This is a genomic window from Parathalassolituus penaei (assembly GCF_026626885.1).
In the GTDB taxonomy this organism is placed as follows: Bacteria; Pseudomonadota; Gammaproteobacteria; order Pseudomonadales; family Oceanobacteraceae; genus Oceanobacter; species Oceanobacter penaei.
On sequence record NZ_JAPNOA010000027.1, the window covers coordinates 1 to 20242 of the forward strand.

General features: G+C 56.2%; 18 protein-coding genes and 1 tRNA gene. 11 read left to right on the forward strand and 8 right to left on the reverse strand.

Annotated elements, in window-relative coordinates; genetic code table 11:
* Positions 1–256: 256 nt before the first annotated feature.
* Positions 257–1150, reverse strand: a complete 894-nt coding sequence (locus OUO13_RS09860; protein ID WP_283173714.1) for a LysR family transcriptional regulator — start codon at positions 1148–1150, stop codon at positions 257–259.
* Between the two features lie 179 nt (positions 1151–1329).
* Between OUO13_RS09860 and OUO13_RS09865 the strand changes: the two genes are divergently transcribed.
* Entirely contained in the window at positions 1330–2265 is a 936-nt protein-coding gene (locus tag OUO13_RS09865) for a catechol 2,3-dioxygenase (protein WP_283173715.1), read from the forward strand.
* A gap of 307 nt (positions 2266–2572) precedes the next feature.
* On the opposite strand, the gene OUO13_RS09870 is transcribed toward OUO13_RS09865, so the two are convergent.
* Positions 2573–4291 carry a sigma-54-dependent Fis family transcriptional regulator gene (locus OUO13_RS09870; RefSeq protein ID WP_283173716.1) on the reverse strand — a complete coding sequence of 573 codons (1719 nt, stop codon included), beginning with the start codon at positions 4289–4291 and terminating at the stop codon, positions 2573–2575.
* Positions 4292–4525: 234 nt separating this feature from the next.
* Between OUO13_RS09870 and OUO13_RS09875 the strand changes: the two genes are divergently transcribed.
* The 6 genes from OUO13_RS09875 to OUO13_RS09900 all read left to right on the forward strand — a co-directional run bounded on the left by OUO13_RS09875 (position 4526) and on the right by OUO13_RS09900 (position 9480).
* The gene (locus OUO13_RS09875; RefSeq protein ID WP_283173717.1) at positions 4526–4816 is read left to right on the forward strand and encodes a phenol hydroxylase subunit; all 291 of its coding nucleotides are present in this window, start codon (positions 4526–4528) and stop codon (positions 4814–4816) included.
* Between the two features lie 41 nt (positions 4817–4857).
* Positions 4858–5841 carry an aromatic/alkene monooxygenase hydroxylase subunit beta gene (locus OUO13_RS09880; protein ID WP_283173718.1) on the forward strand — a complete coding sequence of 328 codons (984 nt, stop codon included), beginning with the start codon at positions 4858–4860 and terminating at the stop codon, positions 5839–5841.
* Positions 5842–5853: 12 nt separating this feature from the next.
* Positions 5854–6123, forward strand: coding sequence for an MmoB/DmpM family protein (locus OUO13_RS09885; RefSeq protein ID WP_283173719.1), 270 nt, complete (start codon positions 5854–5856; stop codon positions 6121–6123).
* A 159-nt stretch (positions 6124–6282) separates the two neighbouring features.
* Positions 6283–7785, forward strand: coding sequence for an aromatic/alkene/methane monooxygenase hydroxylase/oxygenase subunit alpha (locus OUO13_RS09890; RefSeq protein WP_283173720.1), 1503 nt, complete (start codon positions 6283–6285; stop codon positions 7783–7785).
* Positions 7786–8052: 267 nt separating this feature from the next.
* Positions 8053–8415 (forward strand): phenol hydroxylase subunit P4, encoded by a 363-nt coding sequence (locus OUO13_RS09895; RefSeq protein WP_283173721.1) that lies wholly within the window; start codon positions 8053–8055, stop codon positions 8413–8415.
* A 3-nt stretch (positions 8416–8418) separates the two neighbouring features.
* A complete protein-coding gene (locus OUO13_RS09900; protein WP_283173722.1) occupies positions 8419–9480 on the forward strand; it encodes an NADH:ubiquinone reductase (Na(+)-transporting) subunit F in 1062 nt (353 codons plus the stop codon).
* 124 nt (positions 9481–9604) lie between these two features.
* Here OUO13_RS09900 and OUO13_RS09905 read toward each other — a convergent pair.
* Positions 9605–9679: transfer RNA gene (locus OUO13_RS09905), tRNA-Gln, on the reverse strand.
* 425 nt (positions 9680–10104) lie between these two features.
* Here OUO13_RS09905 and nudC point away from each other — a divergent pair.
* Both nudC and OUO13_RS09915 read left to right on the forward strand, forming a co-directional pair.
* The gene (nudC, locus tag OUO13_RS09910; protein WP_283173723.1) at positions 10105–10929 is read left to right on the forward strand and encodes an NAD(+) diphosphatase; all 825 of its coding nucleotides are present in this window, start codon (positions 10105–10107) and stop codon (positions 10927–10929) included.
* Between the two features lie 146 nt (positions 10930–11075).
* Positions 11076–12035 carry a ketopantoate reductase family protein gene (locus OUO13_RS09915; protein ID WP_283173724.1) on the forward strand — a complete coding sequence of 320 codons (960 nt, stop codon included), beginning with the start codon at positions 11076–11078 and terminating at the stop codon, positions 12033–12035.
* 421 nt (positions 12036–12456) lie between these two features.
* Here OUO13_RS09915 and OUO13_RS09920 read toward each other — a convergent pair whose 3' ends face one another.
* The 5 genes from OUO13_RS09920 to OUO13_RS09940 form a co-directional block, all read right to left on the reverse strand.
* Positions 12457–13152, reverse strand: a complete 696-nt coding sequence (locus tag OUO13_RS09920) for a dienelactone hydrolase family protein (RefSeq protein WP_283173725.1) — start codon at positions 13150–13152, stop codon at positions 12457–12459.
* A gap of 120 nt (positions 13153–13272) precedes the next feature.
* A complete protein-coding gene (locus OUO13_RS09925) occupies positions 13273–14241 on the reverse strand; it encodes a helix-turn-helix domain-containing protein (RefSeq protein ID WP_283173726.1) in 969 nt (322 codons plus the stop codon).
* Between the two features lie 72 nt (positions 14242–14313).
* A complete protein-coding gene (locus tag OUO13_RS09930; RefSeq protein WP_283173727.1) occupies positions 14314–15312 on the reverse strand; it encodes an aldo/keto reductase in 999 nt (332 codons plus the stop codon).
* A gap of 100 nt (positions 15313–15412) precedes the next feature.
* Positions 15413–16363 (reverse strand): Gfo/Idh/MocA family oxidoreductase, encoded by a 951-nt coding sequence (locus tag OUO13_RS09935; protein WP_283173728.1) that lies wholly within the window; start codon positions 16361–16363, stop codon positions 15413–15415.
* A gap of 589 nt (positions 16364–16952) precedes the next feature.
* A complete protein-coding gene (locus OUO13_RS09940) occupies positions 16953–18173 on the reverse strand; it encodes a LysR family transcriptional regulator (protein ID WP_283173729.1) in 1221 nt (406 codons plus the stop codon).
* Between the two features lie 351 nt (positions 18174–18524).
* Here OUO13_RS09940 and OUO13_RS09945 point away from each other — a divergent pair, with 351 nt between their 5' ends.
* The gene (locus OUO13_RS09945; protein ID WP_283173730.1) at positions 18525–19538 is read left to right on the forward strand and encodes an amidohydrolase family protein; all 1014 of its coding nucleotides are present in this window, start codon (positions 18525–18527) and stop codon (positions 19536–19538) included.
* Positions 19539–19558: 20 nt separating this feature from the next.
* Positions 19559–20236, forward strand: a complete 678-nt coding sequence (locus OUO13_RS09950; protein WP_283173731.1) for a 4-carboxy-4-hydroxy-2-oxoadipate aldolase/oxaloacetate decarboxylase — start codon at positions 19559–19561, stop codon at positions 20234–20236.
* The last annotated feature ends 6 nt before the right edge of the window (positions 20237–20242 follow it).

The following is a 20242-nucleotide window of genomic DNA, read 5'->3' on the forward strand; positions in this document are numbered from 1 at the left end:
GCAAAAGCTTATTCAGAACGGCTTCGCGACGTTCAATGGAATAACGGGCCATGGTCAGTTCCTGGCCGCCCACTGTTCGTTTTAACGTGAAAAACTCATCGGACAACTATGCTGACACAGCGGGAGCCTGTTCGCTATCAAACTCCTCTTTAGCTGTGCCAGATAGAGCATTCTTAAATCACTCTATCAGACCTCAGACCTCAGACCTCAGACCTCAGACCTCAGACCTCAGACCTCAGACCTCAGACCTCAGCCCTCAGCCCTGCAAATCCGCTTCACGAATACACGCCAGAAACGATTGCAGTATCGGTGAGTCATGGTCGCGCAGGTAAATACAGCTGAGGTCGACCCGTGCCTGGGTTGGCAGGTCGGAGATGGGTTTGTAGATCACCCCTGGTAACTGCAGTTTGGTGGCGGAGCGCGGCACGATCGAGATGCCAAAGCCACTGGCGACGAGGGCGACGCTGGTGACGGCGTCTCCGACCTCCTGAACGATATTGGGCAGGAAGCCATGTTCCTGACAGATGTTCAGGATTTTATCGACGAAGTTGGGGCGGCCGCTGTTGGGGAAGGCAATCAGGCCTTCGGTTTCGAGGGTGCGGAACGGCAGGCTGTCGTGATCGGCCAGTTCCGAATTGCGGTTCACCGCGATGTACAACTCTTCGGTGGCAATGCGTTCGCTGATGATGTCGGGCAGGGGCGCGAGCATGCGGTTAAAGGCGACGTTGATGCGCCGCTGGCGCAGGGCTTCGATCTGTTTGCCTTTTTCCATGTTGTGCAGCACCACGTTAACGTCCGGGTACTGGTTGCGGAACTGCAGCAGCAGCTTGGGAATGCTGTCGAGGATGGCGGAGCCGAAAATTGCGACGTCGAGACGACCGAGTTGGCCACGTCCGGCCCGTTGGGTGCGTTCGGTCGCCAGGGATACCACCGAGCGGATGTTGCGGGCTTCTTCCAGGAACAGATGGCCGGCCTGGGTCAGCTCGACTCCTTTCGGTGTGCGAACAAAGAGTTGCACGCCAAGGTCTTCTTCCAGCTGCTGGATCTGGCGGGTAAGCGGGGGTTGCGATATGTGCAATTTGAGGGCGGCGCGACCAATGTTGCCTTCTTCAGCAACGGCAATGAAGTAGCGAACCTGACGTAATTCCATGGATCCAAGCCCCGCTTATTATTCGTGATTTCGATACCTTATGGGTATCAGGTTCCGGGGTCAATAGTATTAGACGAGTATCAGAACGCTGCGATACCGTGGATACATCAACGAAGCAAAGGCTTCGCTGCACACCACCGACCAACCCGAGTGAACAATAACAACAGGGGGAATTTTCCATGGCTATGACAGGTGTTATCCGTCCCGGACACGCCCAGCTGCGGGTTCTGAATCTGGAAGAAGGTATTCATCACTACCGTGATGTACTGGGCATGCAGGAAACTGGCCGTGATGATCAGGGCCGTGTTTATCTGAAGTGCTGGGAAGAACATGACCACAGCAGCCTGGTGCTGCGTGAAGCCGATTCGGCGGGTCTGGATTTCTTCGCGTTCAAGGTGCTCGACAAGGCGACTCTGGATCGTCTGGATGGTCGTCTGCGTGAGTACGGTCTGCCGACCGAACGTATCCCGGCTGGCGAAATGCTGGAAACCGGTGAGCGTGTGCGTTTTACCCTGCCATCGGGTCACCAGATTGAGCTGTACGCGGAAAAGACCCGCGTGGGTAATGGCCTTGGCCATGTAAACCCGAATCCGTGGAATGCGGCGGCTGAAAAAGGCATCGCCCCACTGCGTCTCGACCACTGCCTGCTGTACGGTCCAAACGTGGCCAAGGTGCAGGAAATTTTCGAGAAAGTGCTGGGCTTCCAGCTGGTCGAACGTTCCCTGACGCCGGAAGGTGATGCCAACATGGGCATCTGGCTGACCTGCTCCAACAAGGTTCACGACATTGCGTTTGTGGAATATCCGGAGCCGGGCAAGCTGCACCATCTGTCGTTCCTGCTCTCTAGCTGGGACAAGGTGCTGCGCGCCGCCGACATTATGTCGATGAACTCGGTGCCGGTGGACATTGGTCCGACCCGTCACGGCATTACCCAGGGTGCGACCATTTATGCATGGGACCCGTCCGGTAACCGTTTCGAAACCTTTATGGGTGGTTATACCGTATATCCTGATCACGAAGTATTGACCTGGACATTTGAAGGTCTGGGTGAAGGCGGCGGTCTGGATTTTGCCCAGCGCAAACTGCACGAGTCTTTCCTGACTGTGGTGACCTGATAATCGGTTTTTACCAAAATCTGCTGAGTACGGTTTTCCGTATTTATGCTGGAGACTGCAATCCGATATTAGCGAGTGAATATCGGATTGTTCTGGTGCTCTGATCCCGGAATATCGTTTTCCCGATTCCGGATTTATAACGGCATTGCTGGGTTCAGCAGTGCCGTTTTTTTATTGGGGTTTTTATATACTGCAATTACATGGATGTATTCGGGGCGGAATTCAACGTGATCGTTAATGAAAAAGGCCTGAATAAAACAGGCCTGGAATACAGAGCGAAATATTGGCCCGGTAGGGCAGAGAGCGGTTATTCGGTTTGCGGCGGTTCTTCCAGTTTTTTCAGCCGATAGGCCAGTGCCGGGCGGGTCAGACCCAGCAGCCGTGCGGCGTGGGTGATGTTGTTATCCGACTGCGCCATGGCTTCTTCAATCATCTGTTTTTCCATGTCGTCGAGGCTGATGCCCTTGCGTAACAACTCGCGGGCATGGCTCTGGCGGCAGATCAGATCTGTGCTGCTCGCCGCCAGTGTGCCGTTCTGGCCAATCACATTGAGCGGGTGGGATGGCTCCATCAGCGATGGGAACAGGTTGCAGAGTTCAATGGTGGTGCCGTTGTCGGCCAGAATCACCCCGCGTTCGATCATGTTTTCCAGCTCGCGGATATTGCCCGGCCACTTGTAGCGGATCAGCGCCTGGGTGGCGCGGTCGGACAGGCCATTCACCCGTTTGCCGTAGAGGTCCTGATATTTGCGCAGGAAGTGTTCAACCAGCAGCGGAATGTCGTCGCTACGTTCGCGCAGCGGCGGAATACGCACCGGGAACACATTCAGGCGGAAAAACAGGTCGGCGCGGAAGCGGCCTTCGCGCACGGCCTGTTCGAGATTTTCGTTAGTGGCGGCGACCACGCGCACATCAATACTGCGGGTGCGGTTATCGCCCACCCGTTCCAGCTCACTTTCCTGCAGCACTCGCAGCAGGGTGGCTTGGGCGCGTGGCGACAGTTCAATCACTTCATCCAGAAAAATGGTACCACCGTTGGCGCGCTCAAAGCGGCCTTCGCGGCTGACCGTGGCACCGGTAAAAGCACCTTTTTCGACACCAAACAGCTCGGCCTCGATGAGATCCGGCGGGATACAGGCACAATTCACCGCAATAAAGGGTTTGCTGGCGCGGTCGGATGCATGGTGTAAACCTCGCGCTACCACTTCCTTGCCAACCCCGGTCTCTCCCAGCAACAGCACAGTGGCGCGGCTCTGGCTGGCCTTGCGAATCAGCTGGCAGACCTGACGAAACGCTTCGGAGCGGCCAACCGAGTTGGTGAGCAGGTCGGCATCCAGTTCGGTATCCCGAAAGCGGGCTTTCAGGCAGCTGACCTGGCGTTGCAGCGACATCAGTTCCTCGGCGAGATGATCCGGTTGCAGGAAACGCTGCATCTGGTCGGCGTCTTCCCACTGGTTCAGGGGTTTGCCAACGATGGCGCAATGGTCGTGGCCCATGGCGCAGCACTGCACTTCTTTATAGAGAATCGGAAAGCCAAGAAACGCCGAGGTGTAACCGCTGGCGTAGCCGAGCAAGGTCCAGCATACCGGGAAGTCGCTACTGCCGTGGCGCTGCCGGTGCTGGTCGACTTCGTAGGAGCCATGCCATTCAAACTCGCCATAAAAATCCTGCTGTTCGGCGTTGATGCGCACCACCTTGGGGATCACCTGCACGATGCCTTCGATGGCGTGTAACTGCACACCGGCCAGAAACGCCTGTATCGGGTCCATATGGCCACGCACCCGCCGTGCTACTTCGGCATCGCGTTGACCGGCCTGGTAGCCGAAGCGCATCAGGAAACCCCGGGCGCGTTCAATGCCCATGGCGGTGATGAGTTCGTCGCGCAGTATGCCCATGTCACCGGCGTGGATCAGCAACATGCGGTCTTCCTGGAGCCAGATTTCGCCTTGCTCATGGCAGAAACGAATCTGGGAAATCAGGTCACCGGCATCCGGCAACGGTGGCAGGGTGGTCGGAGCTGTATTCATGATTGTTATTTTTATGATCTGAATCGGGTGAACGATTATTTCCCTATTCCTGGCCGACGTCCAGCACCGTCTGCCTGAGCAAATAATAAGGCATAAAGTGCAACCTCACGATTTGATCAGGTGATTATCCGGCAAGCCCCGGAATAGCGGTTTTTTATGGCGCGCATGGATACATTTTTCTGGCATGTATTCTGCTGATATGGGATTGGCGATAACAATAAAAAGGCAAATACCATGTCGCAGAATATCTCTGTCGTTACATCAGCTGCTGCTGATAATACGACCCGTTATATCCGGATACGCAGTCCGGAAAATGCCCGTTTTGTTGAATTCGATTTTGCTATTGGTGATCCATCGCTGTTTGTTGAGCTGATTATGCCACCGGCGGTATTTGCGGTTTTTTGCCGTAATAACCAGGTGGTGGAAATGAGCGCTGAACAAATGGCCGCGGTCGACCGTGAGCTTGAGAAATGGCGTTACGGTGAAGACACCCTGATGGCCCACAACCATTCCCGCAGTGCCTGAGGCTGACCCCGGCCACAACAATAACAACAGGAAGTATCAGCATGACTATCGAGATCAAGACCTCCACCCTGGAGCCGGTGCGGCTCACCTTCGCCAACCTGGAGCGGCGTTTTGGCAACAAACCGGCCAGTCGTTATCAGGAAGCCACTTATGACGTGCAGGCCGAAACCAACTTTCACTATCGGCCGTTATGGCAGCCCGACAAGGAGCTGAACGACCGCTCCCGCACGGCGGTGGTGATGGCCGACTGGTACGAGCTGAAAGACCCGCGCCAGTACTACTACGGCGCCTACGTGCAGCAACGTGCCCGCATGCAGGAGCAGGCCGAGAACAACTATGCGTTTTTCGAAAAACGCGATCTGGCCCGTCATCTGCCGGATGCCATCAAGGCCAGCCTGATTCGTCATCTGATTCCGCTGCGCCATGTTGAGCACACCGCCAACCTCAACAACGTTTATGGCAGTGCTTACGGCTATGGCACGGCGATTACCCAGGCGCTGCTGTTTGATGGCATGGACCGTCTCGGCATTGCCCAGTACCTGTCGCGTATTGGCCTGATTCTCGATGGCAACACCGGTGAGTCGCTGGCGGAAGCCAAACAGCTGTGGATGAACGATCCGCTGTGGCAGGGCATGCGTGCTCTCTGCGAGAAAACCCTGGTGGTGGAAGACTGGTTTGAAACCTTTGTGGCGCAAGACCTGGTGATCGACACCCTGGTGCAGGAACTGGTGTACGTGCAGTACGACCAGTGGCTGGCCGAACAGGGCGCGCAGGACGTCGCCATGCTGACCGAGTTCATGCGTGACTGGTACGCCGATACCAGCCGCTGGGCGGATGCGGTTCTGAAAGTGGTGGCGGCGGAATCCGAGGCTAACCGCACGCTCGTTAGTCAGTGGCTGCACCGTTGGCGTGGCTGTGCGGCGGAAGCGTTGGCACCTCTGGCCAATGAACTGGCCGCTGGTTCGGCTTCTCTGGACGCAGCTCTGGCTGCACTCGACAAACGCGCCGCCAAGGCCGGTATCTGAAGGAATTCTCTCATGTCCAAGGTGTATCTGATTCTGCAAGACAACGACATCTCCCGTTACATCGTTGAAGCCGTCGAAGCCGACAACCCGCAAGTCACCATCAATTATCAGCCTGCCCTGATTCGTCTGGAAGCCGAGGGGCGCATGGTGGTGAACCGCGACACCGTCGAAGAAAAACTGGGACGCCAGTGGGACGTGCAGGAACTGCACCTGAACCTGATTACCCTCGGCGGCAATGTTGATGAAGACGACGAGCGTCTGGAGCTGAGCTGGGCGATTTAACAGGACTGGTGTCGGGAGACTGGCGTCTGGAGCCTTGCCGACGCCCGACGCCCGACGCCCGACGCCCGACGCCCGACGCCCGACGCCCGACGCCCGACGCCCGACACCCGACGCCCGACGCCCGACGCCCGACTTTAAAAATAAAAACAGGAGCCAATCATGGCAGCCAAAAAACTGAATCTGAAAGACAAGTACAAGCTGTTAACCCGTGACCTCGACTGGGAGTTCTCCTACGAAGACCGCAAGAAAGCGTTTCCGTATGAAGACTTCGAAGGCATCAAGATCAACGACTGGTCGAAGTGGGAAGACCCGTTCCGCCTGACCATGGATGCCTACTGGAAATACCAGGCTGAAAAAGAGAAGAAGCTGTACGCCATTTTTGATGCGTCGTCCCAGCACAATGGCCACCTGAACGTCTCTGATCCGCGTTACATCAACGCCATCAAACTGTTCCTGACCGGTATTTCACCGCTGGAATATCAGGCTTATCAGGGCTTTGCCCATGTTGGTCGCCAGTTTGGTGGTGTGGGTGCGCGGGTGGCCTGCCAGATGCAGTCCATCGATGAGCTGCGCCACGTGCAGACCCAGGTGCACGCCATGAGCCAGTACAACAAGTACTTCGACGGCTTCCATGACTGGACCCACATGCACGACCGCGTCTGGTATCTGTCGGTGCCAAAGTCGTTCTTTGATGATGCCCGTACCTCTGGCCCGTTCGAGTTCCTGGTGGCGATTTCCTTCAGCTTTGAATACGTGCTCACCAACCTGGTGTTTGTGCCGTTTATGTCCGGTGCAGCCCATAACGGCGACATGGCAACGGTAACCTTCGGTTTCTCAGCGCAGTCGGATGAAGCGCGCCATATGACGCTGGGTCTTGAGGTGATCAAGTTCCTGCTGGAGCAGGACGAAGGCAACGTGGCGATTGTGCAGAAGTGGATCGACAAGTGGTTCTGGCGCGGCTGCCGCCTGCTGTCGATTGTCGGCATGATGATGGACTACATGCTGCCCAACAAGGTGATGAGCTGGAAAGAAGCCTGGGAAGTCTATTTCGAAGAAGCCGGTGGTGCGCTGTTCAAGGACCTCGCCCGTTATGGCATCCGTATGCCGCAGTACGCCGACATCGTTGAGAAAGAAAAAGAACACGTATCGCACCAGGCCTGGTGGACCTTCTACACCTACGGTCACGCCGCCGGTTTCCACACCTGGATTCCAACCGACGCGGAACTGGATTGGCTCAGCGAGAAATACCCGGACACCTTCGACAAGTATTACCGCCCGCGTTGGGAGCTGGCCAAAAAGCTGGAGAGCGAAGGCAAGCGTATCTACAACAACGCCCTGCCGCAGCTCTGTAACACCTGTCAGATTCCAATGCTGTTCACCGAAATGAGTGAGCCGGGGCAAATCGCCTACCGCGTCAGCGAATACAAGGGCGACAAGTACCACTTCTGCTCCGATGGCTGTCAGCACATTTTCGAGGAAGAGCCGGAGAAATACGTACAGAGCTGGCTGCCAGCCCACCAGATTTATATGGGCAACTGCGGTGGCCCCGACGTGCCGGACATCCTGCGCGACTACTACCACTTCAACCTCGGCGCCGACAACCTCGATATGAAGGGATCACCAGACGAACAGCGCTGGAATGAATGGAAAAAGCAGGGCTGATCATTGGTCGGACGTCTGATGCTATCAGCCGCTCCGGCATTCCCACGCGAGCGTGGGAACGAGAAAACGAGAAAGAGGTCGGGAGTCTGGCGTCGGGAGACTGGCGCTGGACCTCTGGCTCCCACGCTCCTGCGTGGTAGCCGATGCGCTTTTGCATCACAGCCCCGGCATTCCCACACGGAGCGTGGGAACGAGAAAGCGTCCGACGTCTGACGTCCGACCCAAACCGAAACACAGCGTCCGACCACAGCAAAAGAGAATAACAACATGCCTGTACGTGCCATTACTCCGGACTATACCGGTGAGATCAAAGACAAACTCGAAAACTTCCACGGCAACCAGCTGGTGTTTGCCGGTTGGGATGGTCATCTGATGTTCCCGGCGCCGTTTGCCTGGCCGCTGCCACCGGCGATGCCGTTTGTGGCGCTGCGTGATCAGGTGATGGCCGGTTCATTTGGTATTCACCCGGAATGGGCCGAAATCAATTGGGATCGTGCCCAATGGTTGCTGGACGGCCAGCCGTTTGTGCCGGATCTGCAGAAAGGTCTGGCCGAGCAGGGCATTGGCCATAAATCGTTGCTGCGTCTGCAAACGCCGGAACTGAAAGGGTTTATGGGAGCGGGGGTATAAACGATGAGTTATCAGGTAACCATTGAACCCACAGGTGATGTGATCGAGGTTGAAGAGGGCCAGACCATTCTGGACGCAGCGCTGCGCCAGGGGGTGTGGTTACCGTTTGCCTGTGGTCACGGCACCTGTGCGACTTGCAAATGCCAGGTGCTGGAAGGGGATGTTGATATCGGTGATGCCTCACCTTTTGCGCTGATGGATATGGAGCGTGACGAGGGCAAGATTCTGGCCTGTTGTGCCAAACCAGAGTCGGATCTGGTGATCGAAGCCGATATCGATGTGGACGACGACTTTGCCGGTCATCCGGTGCAGGACTTTAACGCCGAAGTGATCGCCATTACCAATCTGTCACCCACCATCAAGGGCATCCGTTTCCGTCTCGATCGGGAGATGGCATTTCAGGCGGGCCAGTACGTGAATATCAATGTGCCGGGTGTGGAAGGCAGTCGGGCGTTTTCGATTGCCAATCCACCCTCACAGGCGGGTGAGCTTGAATTGCATGTGCGACTGGTGCCGGGTGGGGCTGCCACCGGCTGGTTGCATCAGGAATTGGCAGTGGGGGATTCACTGGCGGTGTCCGGGCCTTATGGTCAGTTCTTTACCCGCAAGTCGGACAGCAAGGATGTGATTTTTATCGCTGGTGGTTCCGGGCTTTCGAGTCCGCAGGCCATGCTGCTGGAGTTGCTGGAAGAAGGGGATACACGGCAGATGTACCTGTTCCAGGGAGCGCGTAATGTCAGTGAACTTTATAACCGTGAGTTGTTTGAACAGCTGGCAGCTGAGCACGACAACTTCCACTACATTCCGGCGTTAAATGCACCGGAGGCGGGAGATAACTGGCAGGGTTTTACCGGTTTTGTGCACGATGCGGTGAAGGCGCATTTCAACGGCAAGTTCGAAGGGCACAAAGCGTATCTGTGTGGTCCTCCACCGATGATCGACGCTGCCATTACCACTCTGATGCAAGGGCGGTTGTTCGAGCGAGATATTCACATGGAGCGGTTTTTCACCAAGGCTGACGGTGCCAGTGACCAGCCGCGCTCAGCGCTGTTTAGAAAAATCTGACTGAGCCTTGCGGCACAAGAATACACAACCCTGCTTCGGCGGGGTTGATGTTTTTGGTTTTGCGGAGAAAATAAAAAAACGCCGCAATGCAGCTCTGCATTCGGTGTTATCGGAAGGAATTTAGTGGCTGAGGAGGTAGGGATCGAACCTACGAATGACGGGATCAAAACCCGTTGCCTTACCGCTTGGCGACTCCCCAGCATCAGACCAGTCAACGACGCACTGTGCGTTACTGCTCTACATCGAAGTTTGTGTGGGTAACAACCTTCAATGCGACGCATCTTACACCGGCCATTTTTTTTGGCAAGCACTTTTTAAAAAAAATCTGAAAATTTTTTAAAAAAGAAGTCCTTGAGCCTGCTGTTTGTCGGTTTTTTAGCCAGCATGAGGGTTTTTTAGTCAGTTTCTGATTTTTTCAGCCGGTTGACGGTGGGCGGTTGTGCTCCAGGTGATTTGTGAGCACGGCATTAATCTGTCTGATATCGGCGCGCTTGGCGACAAATGGCTACACTGATGCAGGTGAATTCACGATTCCTGCAACGCTATAGTCCGTTATCGACGCTGGCAGACCTCTGACACCTGTGGGATAGTCGTTGGCCGTTTGCCGCTCAGGGTGAGGCCATCATGCAACGTATCCTCAGTTTTGAATTGCACCATCAGGTGCCGGATCTGCCGCATTGTTATGTTCTGGTCAGTGAAGGAAAACTGTTGGGGTCCAGTGCTGAATTGTTGGGCTTGCTGGCGGCAGAACAACTCGAAGCGCTGGCGCTGGAGCACGAAGGTGCGCAGTTCCTCGGCATCGCCAACAATTCCCATGCCTGTTTTGCCCTGCAGGTGGAAGGTGAGCCGGAAGTCCCGGATCACAGCTGGGTAGCACCGCGCTGGTTGATGCGAAACTTTGGTGGTGCCGAGTTTGATCTTGTCTCACGGGCGTTACAGCTGCAGCAGTGGGCGCGGGATCACAGCTTTTGTGGCCGTTGTGGTTCGCGCATGGCCTTACATCCCAAAGAACACGCCATGCATTGTGACTCCTGCGGACGTCTCGATTTTCCCCGTATTTCTCCTTGTATCATCACCGTGGTCACCCGTGGTGAATATTGCCTGCTGGCCCATCACACCCGTTATGCCACGGCGTTTTACAGCTCGTTGGCCGGTTTTGTTGAAGCCGGAGAATCCCTCGAAAGTGCCCTGCGCCGCGAGGTAATGGAGGAGGTGGGTATCAAGGTGGGTAATCTGGAATATTTTGGCAGCCAGAGCTGGCCGTTTCCGGGACAGATGATGGTGGGCTTTTTTGCCGAATATGAGTCCGGTGAGATTTGTATCGATCAGGATGAAATCGCTGATGCCCGCTGGTTCCGGTACGACGATCTGCCGGAAATCCCTGGCGAGATTTCTATTTCGGGCCAGTTGATCCGGACATTTGTGCAGCGCTGCCAGCTGCGCGGCTGACCAGTAGCTCTGCGCCCTTCCTGGAGCGTTCAGTACGCGTGTCATACTCCCGATTTCGGGATTCAAAAAGCCCGTCAGCGAACTTGCTGACGGCTGTCTGACAGATAACCATGGTGGGTCTGTTACGGTCATAAACAGGGACTGGTATGAAATTTCTGATTCTGGGTGCTGGTGGTATCGGCTGTTATTACGGAGCCCGCTTGTTGGCGGCCGGGCATCAGGTGGTGCTGGTCGCGCGTGGTGAACATTTGTATGCCATGCAGGAGCGGGGTTTGTCGGTGACTCACCCACAATTCTCCTTTCACGGTGCGGTAACGGCGTTGGCGCTGGATGAGGTTGCAGGCCGGGATCTGGCGGAGTTTGATCTGGTGATGGTCGCCGCCAAGGCCAGTGCGACAGCGCCGATGATGGCCAGTCTGCAAGACTGGTTGTTAACCGCGCCGGTGCCGGTGTTGTCGATCCAGAACGGTGTGGATAACGAAGCGCACATTGCCGCCGTGGTGGGTCAGCAACGCACCGTGGGGGGACTGGCGGTTCGTATTGGTGGCCATATTCTGGCGCCGGGTGTGGTGGAAGCCACCGGTGTGGCGCAGATCGAAATGGGTGCCTGGCCGGATACTGAGCGCAATCCGCATCTGGCCGAAGCGTTATTGCCGGTAGTGGCAGAGCTGGTCGCTGCGGGCATTCCTGCTGCGATCACGGATCATATCGAGCGGGCGTTATGGCGGAAGCTGGTGATCAATAACGGTGTGAATCCTCTGTCGGCACTGACCGGACTTAATACCCGCCAGTTAACCTCGGACCCTGTTCTGGGGCCCACTGTGTATCGCCTGATGGAAGAAACCGGACGCGCCGCCAATGCGGCCGGAGTTGCTATCAGCAAGGACGATGTTGATGCCATGTTCAAATTGATTTCGGAATTTGATGCCATCAAGACCTCCATGCTGGTTGACCGCGAAAAGGGCCGGGCCATGGAGATTGATGATATTTGTGGGCCGGTGGTGCACTGGTGTCGGCAGTCTGGCGTGCGCGCCGAGACTACCGAGCTGGTTCAGAGCTTGCTGTTATTCAACAGTCAGGCCTGGCAAGGCCCGCAGGTTTCCTGAATAACAGGACCTCATTCCTCTACTGCCGATCCGTTAAGCACCCGTCGGCATTCTTACTCTTTGTTACCGCAGCGGATGATCACGATCTGCTCGGCTTGTTAATTGGCTCTACCGTCTGCCCTTATGGGGGACCTTGTCCCCCGGCCGGGCGGGCCTCCCCCTGCTTAGCCCTGCTGGGCTCGTGTTTCCGGTATTCACCGACAACGGCGTTTCGACCCCGGCCCGATGGCACATCCCTGTGCCAACGGGCCTGGCGGGGCATCCATGCCCCGGCTGGGTCGGCCGTTGCGGTGAATCCCGGCTCGCCCAGATGGGCATTAAGCAGCCAGCTGCGCTGGGCAAATTCGGAAATCAATGATCAGGCTGTTTAAAAGTCCTTAACTGATCAGCACTACCTCATTCCTCCTGAACCAAAAGGACCTCAGGCTTCCTGAATAAAATCGACGAATACCTGCCAGGAACGGCGATCGGTGGCGGCATCGTGACAGGTGCCGTTTTCTGGCATGTTAACGTGTGGCAGGGCGAAGGAGTGCATGGCTCGGCCGTAGTTGATCATGGTCCAGTCGAGACCCAAACGATCAAAGTGGGCTTCGGTGCGGGCCCGTTCTTCGGCGCTGACCATCGGGTCGCGGAAACCATTCAATACCAGCAAACGCACGTCCGGATTGGCTGGCGTCAGGCTTTCCGGCAGCTTCAGCAGGGCATGGAAACTGACGCTGGCGCTGATGCGTTTGAACAGGAAACCACTCAACAATGAACACAGGCCGCCAAAGCAGTAACCACTGCTGATCAGGCTGCTGTAGTCCTTACCGACTTCCGCTTCGATGAAACTTTCGATGGCTTGCAGATGTTGCTGCAGGTGATTCATGTCGGCCATCAGTTCGCCCAGCGCGGCACGACGTTCTTCTAAGGTATTCAGTGGCACTTGCTGGCTGAACAGGTCGACCAGCAGCACATCGTAACCCAGCACATTCAGGCGGCTGGCGATGGTCTGTTCAAAGTGGGTGATACCGGCCCAGGTGCTGTAGACCAGCATCAGTGGCAGGTTGTTGTCGTTACCGGCGTGCAGCTGGTGTTGGTAGTCACGACCAGCGATGGTCTGTTGCAGTGTCTTCATATGAACCCCTGAGGCTCCTTTTCCCGATTGCCGACCGTTATAACCCGCCAATTATGACGGGTCTATCGTGCTGGTCGGCGTGTGGCGGATGGGACTGTTGCGCAGAGCTTGGGGAATGGCTCAGTGATTTCCGGCCAGCCGTAACAGGGGCTGCTCGCTGGCAACGGTGCCATCACGCAGTTCGCGGAACGCGGTAGGGGATACCCCGACACGGCGGCGGAAAAAGCGTGAGAAATAAGCGGGGTCGGTGAAGCCGAGATCGTAGGCGATCAGGGAAACCGGCACCGAGGAATAAATCAGTGAACGCTGGGCTTCCAGAATCAGACGGTCGTACAGCAGGTCGGTGATGTTCTTGTCGGCCACCTGTTTGCAGGTGCGGCTGAGGCTGGCCGGGGTGGTGTTGAGCCACTCTGCGTATTGTTCGACCGGCAGGTGCCGACGGTAATGCTGTTCAATCAGCTGGTTTAGCTTGCGGAAACGTTCGCTGTGCAGGTCTTCTGTCTGGGCGGGCTGGTTGGCTTCGACCCGGCGGCCGAGTTTCAGCAGCAGGGCAAACAGCAGCCAGGAAAACATCGAGCGTTTGCCGTTGGCATCCTGCTGGTACTCACGGGTCAGCTGCAGCACGCTCTGGTTGATGAATTCCAGATCTTCACGGTCGTCGTTGAGGTCAAAGGTGAGGATCTGTGGGTTTTCCAGCAGCTCCTTGCGATACGGGAAGTTACGGGCGAACTGTTCGTCCAGCATCAGCAGCTGCGCCACGGTGATCACACAGCCGTTGGTGGCATCGCGCTCAAACTCAAAACCATGCACCACACCGGCCGGAATGCCGATGATACAAGGGCCCTGACGGCTTTCTTCGATACCGTCGATATGAATACGGACCTTGCCTTTCTGCACGTAGATCAGCTGGAACATGTTGGGGTGGGTGTGGATATTGATGGCCCAGTCGAACAGGCGGGCACGACTCGGAATATCCTCAATATGCACAAACTCAGGGTCGCTGGCGGACGGCGCTTCACTGTAAAGGGTGTAGCGGGAGATGCTCTGGTAACGACGATTGCCAGTAGAGGCGGCTTTGAGTGTGTTCATACGCTTTTAGAATTATTGTTGGTTCGTTGGAATCACAGCAACGCCGGGCATTGCTGTGGCTCGATTGGCAGATCAGTCCTGAAACTCTTCGGTATCAATCTCGGCCTGCTGGATCGCGTTGTAACGCGGGCCATGCACGGTGTGGCGGTTGATGATCTGATCCAGTTTTGCCAGTACGTCGGCACTCAGTGTCAGGCCATCGGCGCCCAGATTGTCGCGCATGTGATCAACGCTGCGGGTACCCGGAATTGGCACAATGTGATCGCCTTGTGCTTGCAGCCAGGCCAATGCCAGTTGCGCCGGAGTGCAGCCAACGTCGGCGGCAATCGCCAGGTAGGCCGGTAACAACTCCAGGTTTTTCGGATAGGTATCCGCATAAAAACGCGGCATGTTGTTACGGATGTCCTTGGCGTCGAGGGTGCTGACGTCGTGCAGGGAATTGGCAAGGAAACCACGTGCGACCGGGCTGAACGCCACAAACGCAGTGCCCAGTTCCTTACAGGTGTCCAGTACGGCAATTTCGGCGTTACGGGTCCACAGGGAGTATTCGGTTTGTACGGCCGCAATCGGGTGTACCGCATGGGCCTTGCGCAGGGTGCTGGCAGAGATTTCTGACAGACCAATTGCACCGATCTTGCCTTCTTTTACCAGCTCGGCGAGGGCGCCAACGCTGTCTTCGATCGGCACCATCGGATCAAGGCGGTGCAGGTAATAGAGGTCGAGGTAGTCGGTTTGCAGACGACGCAGGCTGGCTTCACATTGTTTTTTCAGGGTCGCTGGACGGCCGTCGATTTCTTTCTTGCCACTCTGTTCGCCAATCGCCATGCCACATTTGCTGGCGAGGAACAGGTCACTGCGCAGGTGCTTGAGCGCCTTGCCCAGCAGCAATTCGTTTTTGCCACCACCGTACAGGGTGGCGGTATCAAAATGGCGGTAGCCCATATCAAAGGCGGCGTGCAGGGCCTTGATGGCGTCATCTTCCTGCAGCGGAATGCCATAGGCGTGAGACAGGTTCATGCAGCCCAGGCCGATGCCCGGTTGGCTGAAGGTGGTTTTCAGGGCGTGGGTCATCTGTTTCCCTCCGGTTCCATAAACAGAAAAACCGGCCCTGAGGGGAGTCAGGGCCGGCTTTGGTCGCAGTCATCCGGTGCTGGCACCGGCTAACCCACGATTACTCAGCGTTGAGCAGCTGCTCCAGCTGGTGCAGGGTTTCCATTGCTGGAAGAACCTGGGCAACGCTGGAGTTTGGCTCACGGCCTTCGATAACAGCGGCAATGAACTCGCGGTCCTGCAGTTCAATACCGTTGTCGGATACGGCAACACCGGTCAGGTCGATCTTGTTTTCCTTGCCGTCGTACAGGTCGTCGTAACGGGCCAGGTAGGTGCCGTTATCGCAGATGTAGCGGAAGAAGGTACCGAATGGACCATCGTTGTTGAACGACAGGGACAGGGTGCAGATCGCGCCGCCTGGTACTTTCATGCCGATCGACATGTCCATGGCAATGCCCAGATCCGGGTGGATCGGGCCTTGCAGCGCCTGTACCTTGCTGGTGGTTTCGCCAGTTTGGTACTGGAACAGGTCAACGGTGTGGCAAGCGTGGTGCCACAGCAGGTGGTCGGTCCAGGAACGGGCCTGACCCTTGGCGTTGGTGTTGGTACGACGGAAGAAATAGGTCTGAACATCCATCTGCTGGATTTTCAGCTCGCCAGCCTGGACCTTGTTGTGGATCCACTGGTGAGACGGGTTGAAACGACGGGTCTGACCAGACATGGCAACCAGACCAGTACGCTGTTGTACTTCAACCAGTTTGCGAGCGTCTTCGATGTTGTCAGCCATCGGGATTTCAACCATCACATGCTTGCCGGCTTCCAGACACTGGATGGCCTGGGATGCGTGCATCTGGGTTGGAGTGGCCAGAATCACACCGTCAACGTCGTCGCGTGCCAGTGCTTCTGCCAGGTCGGTGCAGTAGTGTGGAATGCCACGTTCTTCTGCCAGGGCTTTGATAACGTCAGGCTTGGTGCCAACAACAGAGGTCACTGTTGCTTCAGGGATATTGGCAATGGCATCCAGGTGCTTGATACCGAATGCACCGGCGGCGCCAACAACACAAAGTCTCATTCTTCTTCTCCTGATGGGTTTAAAGCGAGCCTCTTTGGCGGGCTCGTCAGATCCGGATATGAACCAATAAGGTCAGGACCTGACCACCGCTGAAACCTCACAAGAGAGAGATTGAGCCGTGGGGACTCAGCGCTGATCAGGTCCTGACCCTACTGTGGTCACAGTCCGGGTGGCGGATTCGAGTTGCAAAAAAACCCCGTACTGTTGCTGCCGGGTGGCATCTTGTGGACGCGTCCCTTGCAACAACAGATACGGGTAACAAAAACACAAAACTCAAAACGACCAAGTTCGCCAGATCAATCTAGCAAAGGGGCTGGGGGCTGGATAATTGAATAACCGGCCCCGCTATTCGTTTTTGGTATAGGTTTGTGAGTGTCCGGTTTGTATGGGGTGCTGTCGGAGGACAATTTGTGCCGGTATGCAGGAAAAAAAATCCCACTGTTATATCGAAAATGGCATTTAATCCGTATCAGGATAGACTTTTTCTGACGATTTTGAGTATCGGGTGCAGAAATAGTACCGGGGCGCTCCTTTGGTCGCAGATTCGTCCCGGTATTGATTATGGTGTTGGATATGTCCGTTTCCGGGATCAGGTATCGAGAATGGCTTCGGCACGCTGGCGCAAAATGTTCAGAAACAGGGTCTGACTCGGGGTGGCTTGCCAGTTCCTGCGCAGGGTAATACCAATCGCCCGGCGGGTATGTTCAAGGTTTACCGGCATCACTGCCAGAATGCCCAGATCCAGCTCGTGTTCAATCTGGTGAGTGGAAATCAGGGTCAGACGATCACTGCCTCGCAGCAGTTCGCGGATCAGGATTTGCGAGCTGGTTTCCACCAGCTGGCGTGGCAGCTGCAGCCCGGCTTTTTCGAACAGGTTATCAAAGGATGAGCGGGTCGGGGTGCCGGTGCGTGGCACGACCCATGGATATTGGGCCAGGGTTTCCAGGCTGATATCCGACATCTGGGTTAACGGATGGCCGGGGCGGGCGATGACGGCCAGCGGTGGTGACAGCAGTTCCTCCTGAACGATGTCATCGGCCGGTGGCGGAAAGCGCAGGGCACCAATCAGGAAGTCGAGATCGCCGTGGCGCAGGTGATGCAGCAGGTCATCGTAAGGGGCATCGACCACATTGATGCGGATGTTCGGGTGGATTTCGCTGAAGCGGATGATTGCGTCCGGCAGGATCGAGGTACGTGCCAGCGGCATACTGCCCAGTACAATTCGTCCAACATCCCGAAACTGCAGCGCACTTATTTCTGAATACCCCTGGTGTAACTCCGAGAATCCCAGTTTGGTGGCGCGTGCCAGGGATTGGGCGGCCTTGGTTGAACTGATCCCGGTGCTGGTTTTCTCAAACAGCGGCACCTGTAACAGCTGTTCAAGTTCACGGGCGGCACGATGTAACGATGACTGGGATACCCCGACCTGACGGCTGGCGATGCTGAAGTTCTGCGCCTCTGTAACGGCAATCAGGGCACGCAGCTGGGTGGTGGTAAAGAGTGCCACCAGCTGCTGGGCGCTGTGCTGGCGGTTGTTGCTGGTGCGCAGCGCATCACGGGTGCCCTGCAACAGATAGTTCATACAACGGCTGACCCGGTTGTACCAGACTTCACCGGCAGTGGTGGGGTACATGCCTTCGGCGCGGCGTTCAAACAGCTCGGTTTCCAGCGTTTCTTCAAGACGGGCCAGCGCCTGGGTAATGGCCGGCTGCGACAGAAACACCCGTGGCGCGGCTTTGCTTATGCTTTTGTTATCGGCGACTTCAAGAAAGACGCGCAGGTGACGCAGATTGGGAATCTGAAATTGCATAGGCTTGATTCTTCTGGTGTTGTCGGGGGGCTGACGATAGGTCCTATCGCAAAAACCAATAATGTAACAGTGAAATTGAAATAGCCAGTTCAGGGCACCAATTCCTACCATGACAACAACTCCTGATGGCACTGAACTACAGTCAGTGGTCGGGAAAAAGATCCTCGGGGGCAGCGATCCTGCCGGAGGATCTGTGGTAGAGCGCAGCGGTCTGAGCGGATTTCTCCCCCGTTCGGCTGCTTTGCGCGTACCCGTTTATTCCAATAACAGAATTTTATTTTTGGCGAACCGCCGGATCCTGGCGCTCCACCGCAACTGCCGCATCGCGGTCCAGACAGTGAGTAAAGAACAATGATTATCGATTGCCATGGCCACTACACCACCACTCCTCCAGGCGTTGGCGCCTGGCGCGATGCCCAGAAAGCAGCCGTAAAAGCAGACCCGCTGTTTGTCGGCGCCAAGGATGGTTTCGTTGTTTCTGACGACGAAATCCGTGAATCCATTGCCAACAACCAGCTGAAACTGCAGCAGGATCGTGGTACTGACCTGACTATCTTCTCTCCACGCGCAAGCTGGATGGGTCACCATGTTGGTAACGAACACACCAGCCGTTTCTGGACTGAAAACCAGAACGACCTGATCCGTCGTGTATGTGACCTGTTCCCTCAGAACTTCGTACCGGTTGCCCAGCTGCCACAGTCTCCAGGCGTAGACCCTGCGAAGTCGGTTGCTGAAATCGTACGTACTGTTGAACAGATGGGCTTCATCGGTATCAACCTGAACCCGGACCCAAGTGGCGGCAAGTGGAACGGTGCCTCTCTGGGCGATCGTTCTTTCTACCCGATTTACGAAAAGATGTGTGAATACGACATCCCTGCGATGGTTCACGTGTCTGCTTCCTGCAATGACTGCTTCCACACCACTGGCTCCCACTACCTGGGCGCTGACACCACCGGCTTCCAGCAGCTGATGATGTCCGACGTGTTCAAGGACTTCCCGACCCTGAAGATCATCATTCCTCATGGCGGCGGCGCGGTTCCTTACCACTGGGGTCGTTTCCGTGGTCTGGCTCAGGACCAGGGCTTTGATCTGGCCGAGCGTGTACTGAACAACGTGTACTTCGACACCTGTGTTTACCACCAGCGTGGTATCGACCTGCTGCTCGATATCATTCCGACCAAGAACATCCTGTTCGCGTCTGAAATGATCGGTGCGGTACGTGGTATCGACCCTGAGACTGGCTTCTACTTCGATGACACCAAGCGTTACATCGATGCCAACACTGCGCTGACCCAGGCTCAGAAAGAAGACATCTTCGAACACAACATCCGTCGCGTATTCAGCCGCCTGAAAGTGCCAGCCTGAGATTCCGGAGACCTTACGTCATGAAAGAAACAGTCGTTGTTCAGAACATTGCCCGTGTAGACCAGGAAATCGTTGATGGCCTGGCTCAGTGTGGCGTTGCCACTATTCACGAAGCCCAGGGCCGTATCGGTCTGCTGGCTCACTACATGCGCCCGATCCAGCAAGACAAGTGTGTTGCCGGTTCTGCCATCACCATCTCCGGCGCTGCCGGTGACAACTGGATGATGCACGTGGCCATTGAACAGTGCCAGAAAGGCGACATCCTGGTATTCGCTCCAACCTCTCCATCCAACCACGGCTTCTTCGGTGACCTGCTGGCGACTTCTGCCCAGGCTCGTGGTGTTGTGGGTCTGATCATCGACGGTGGCGTGCGTGATACCCGCGACCTGCGCAAGATGGATTTCCCGGTTTGGTCCAAGGCCGTTTCTGCCGAAGGCACCATCAAGGAAACCGTTGGTTCCGTAAACACCCCGCTGGTATGTGCTGACGCGCTGGTTTACCCAGGCGACGTAATCGTTGCTGACGATGACGGCGTGGTCGTGGTACGTCGCGAAGCCGCCGCTGCCGTTCTGGAAGCGTCTCGCAAGCGTATGGAGCTGGAAGAGTCCAAGCGTGTGCGTCTGGCCAACGGTGAACTGGGTCTGGACATCTACAACATGCGTCCGCGCCTGGAAGAGAAAGGTCTGAAATATGTTTGATGCAGC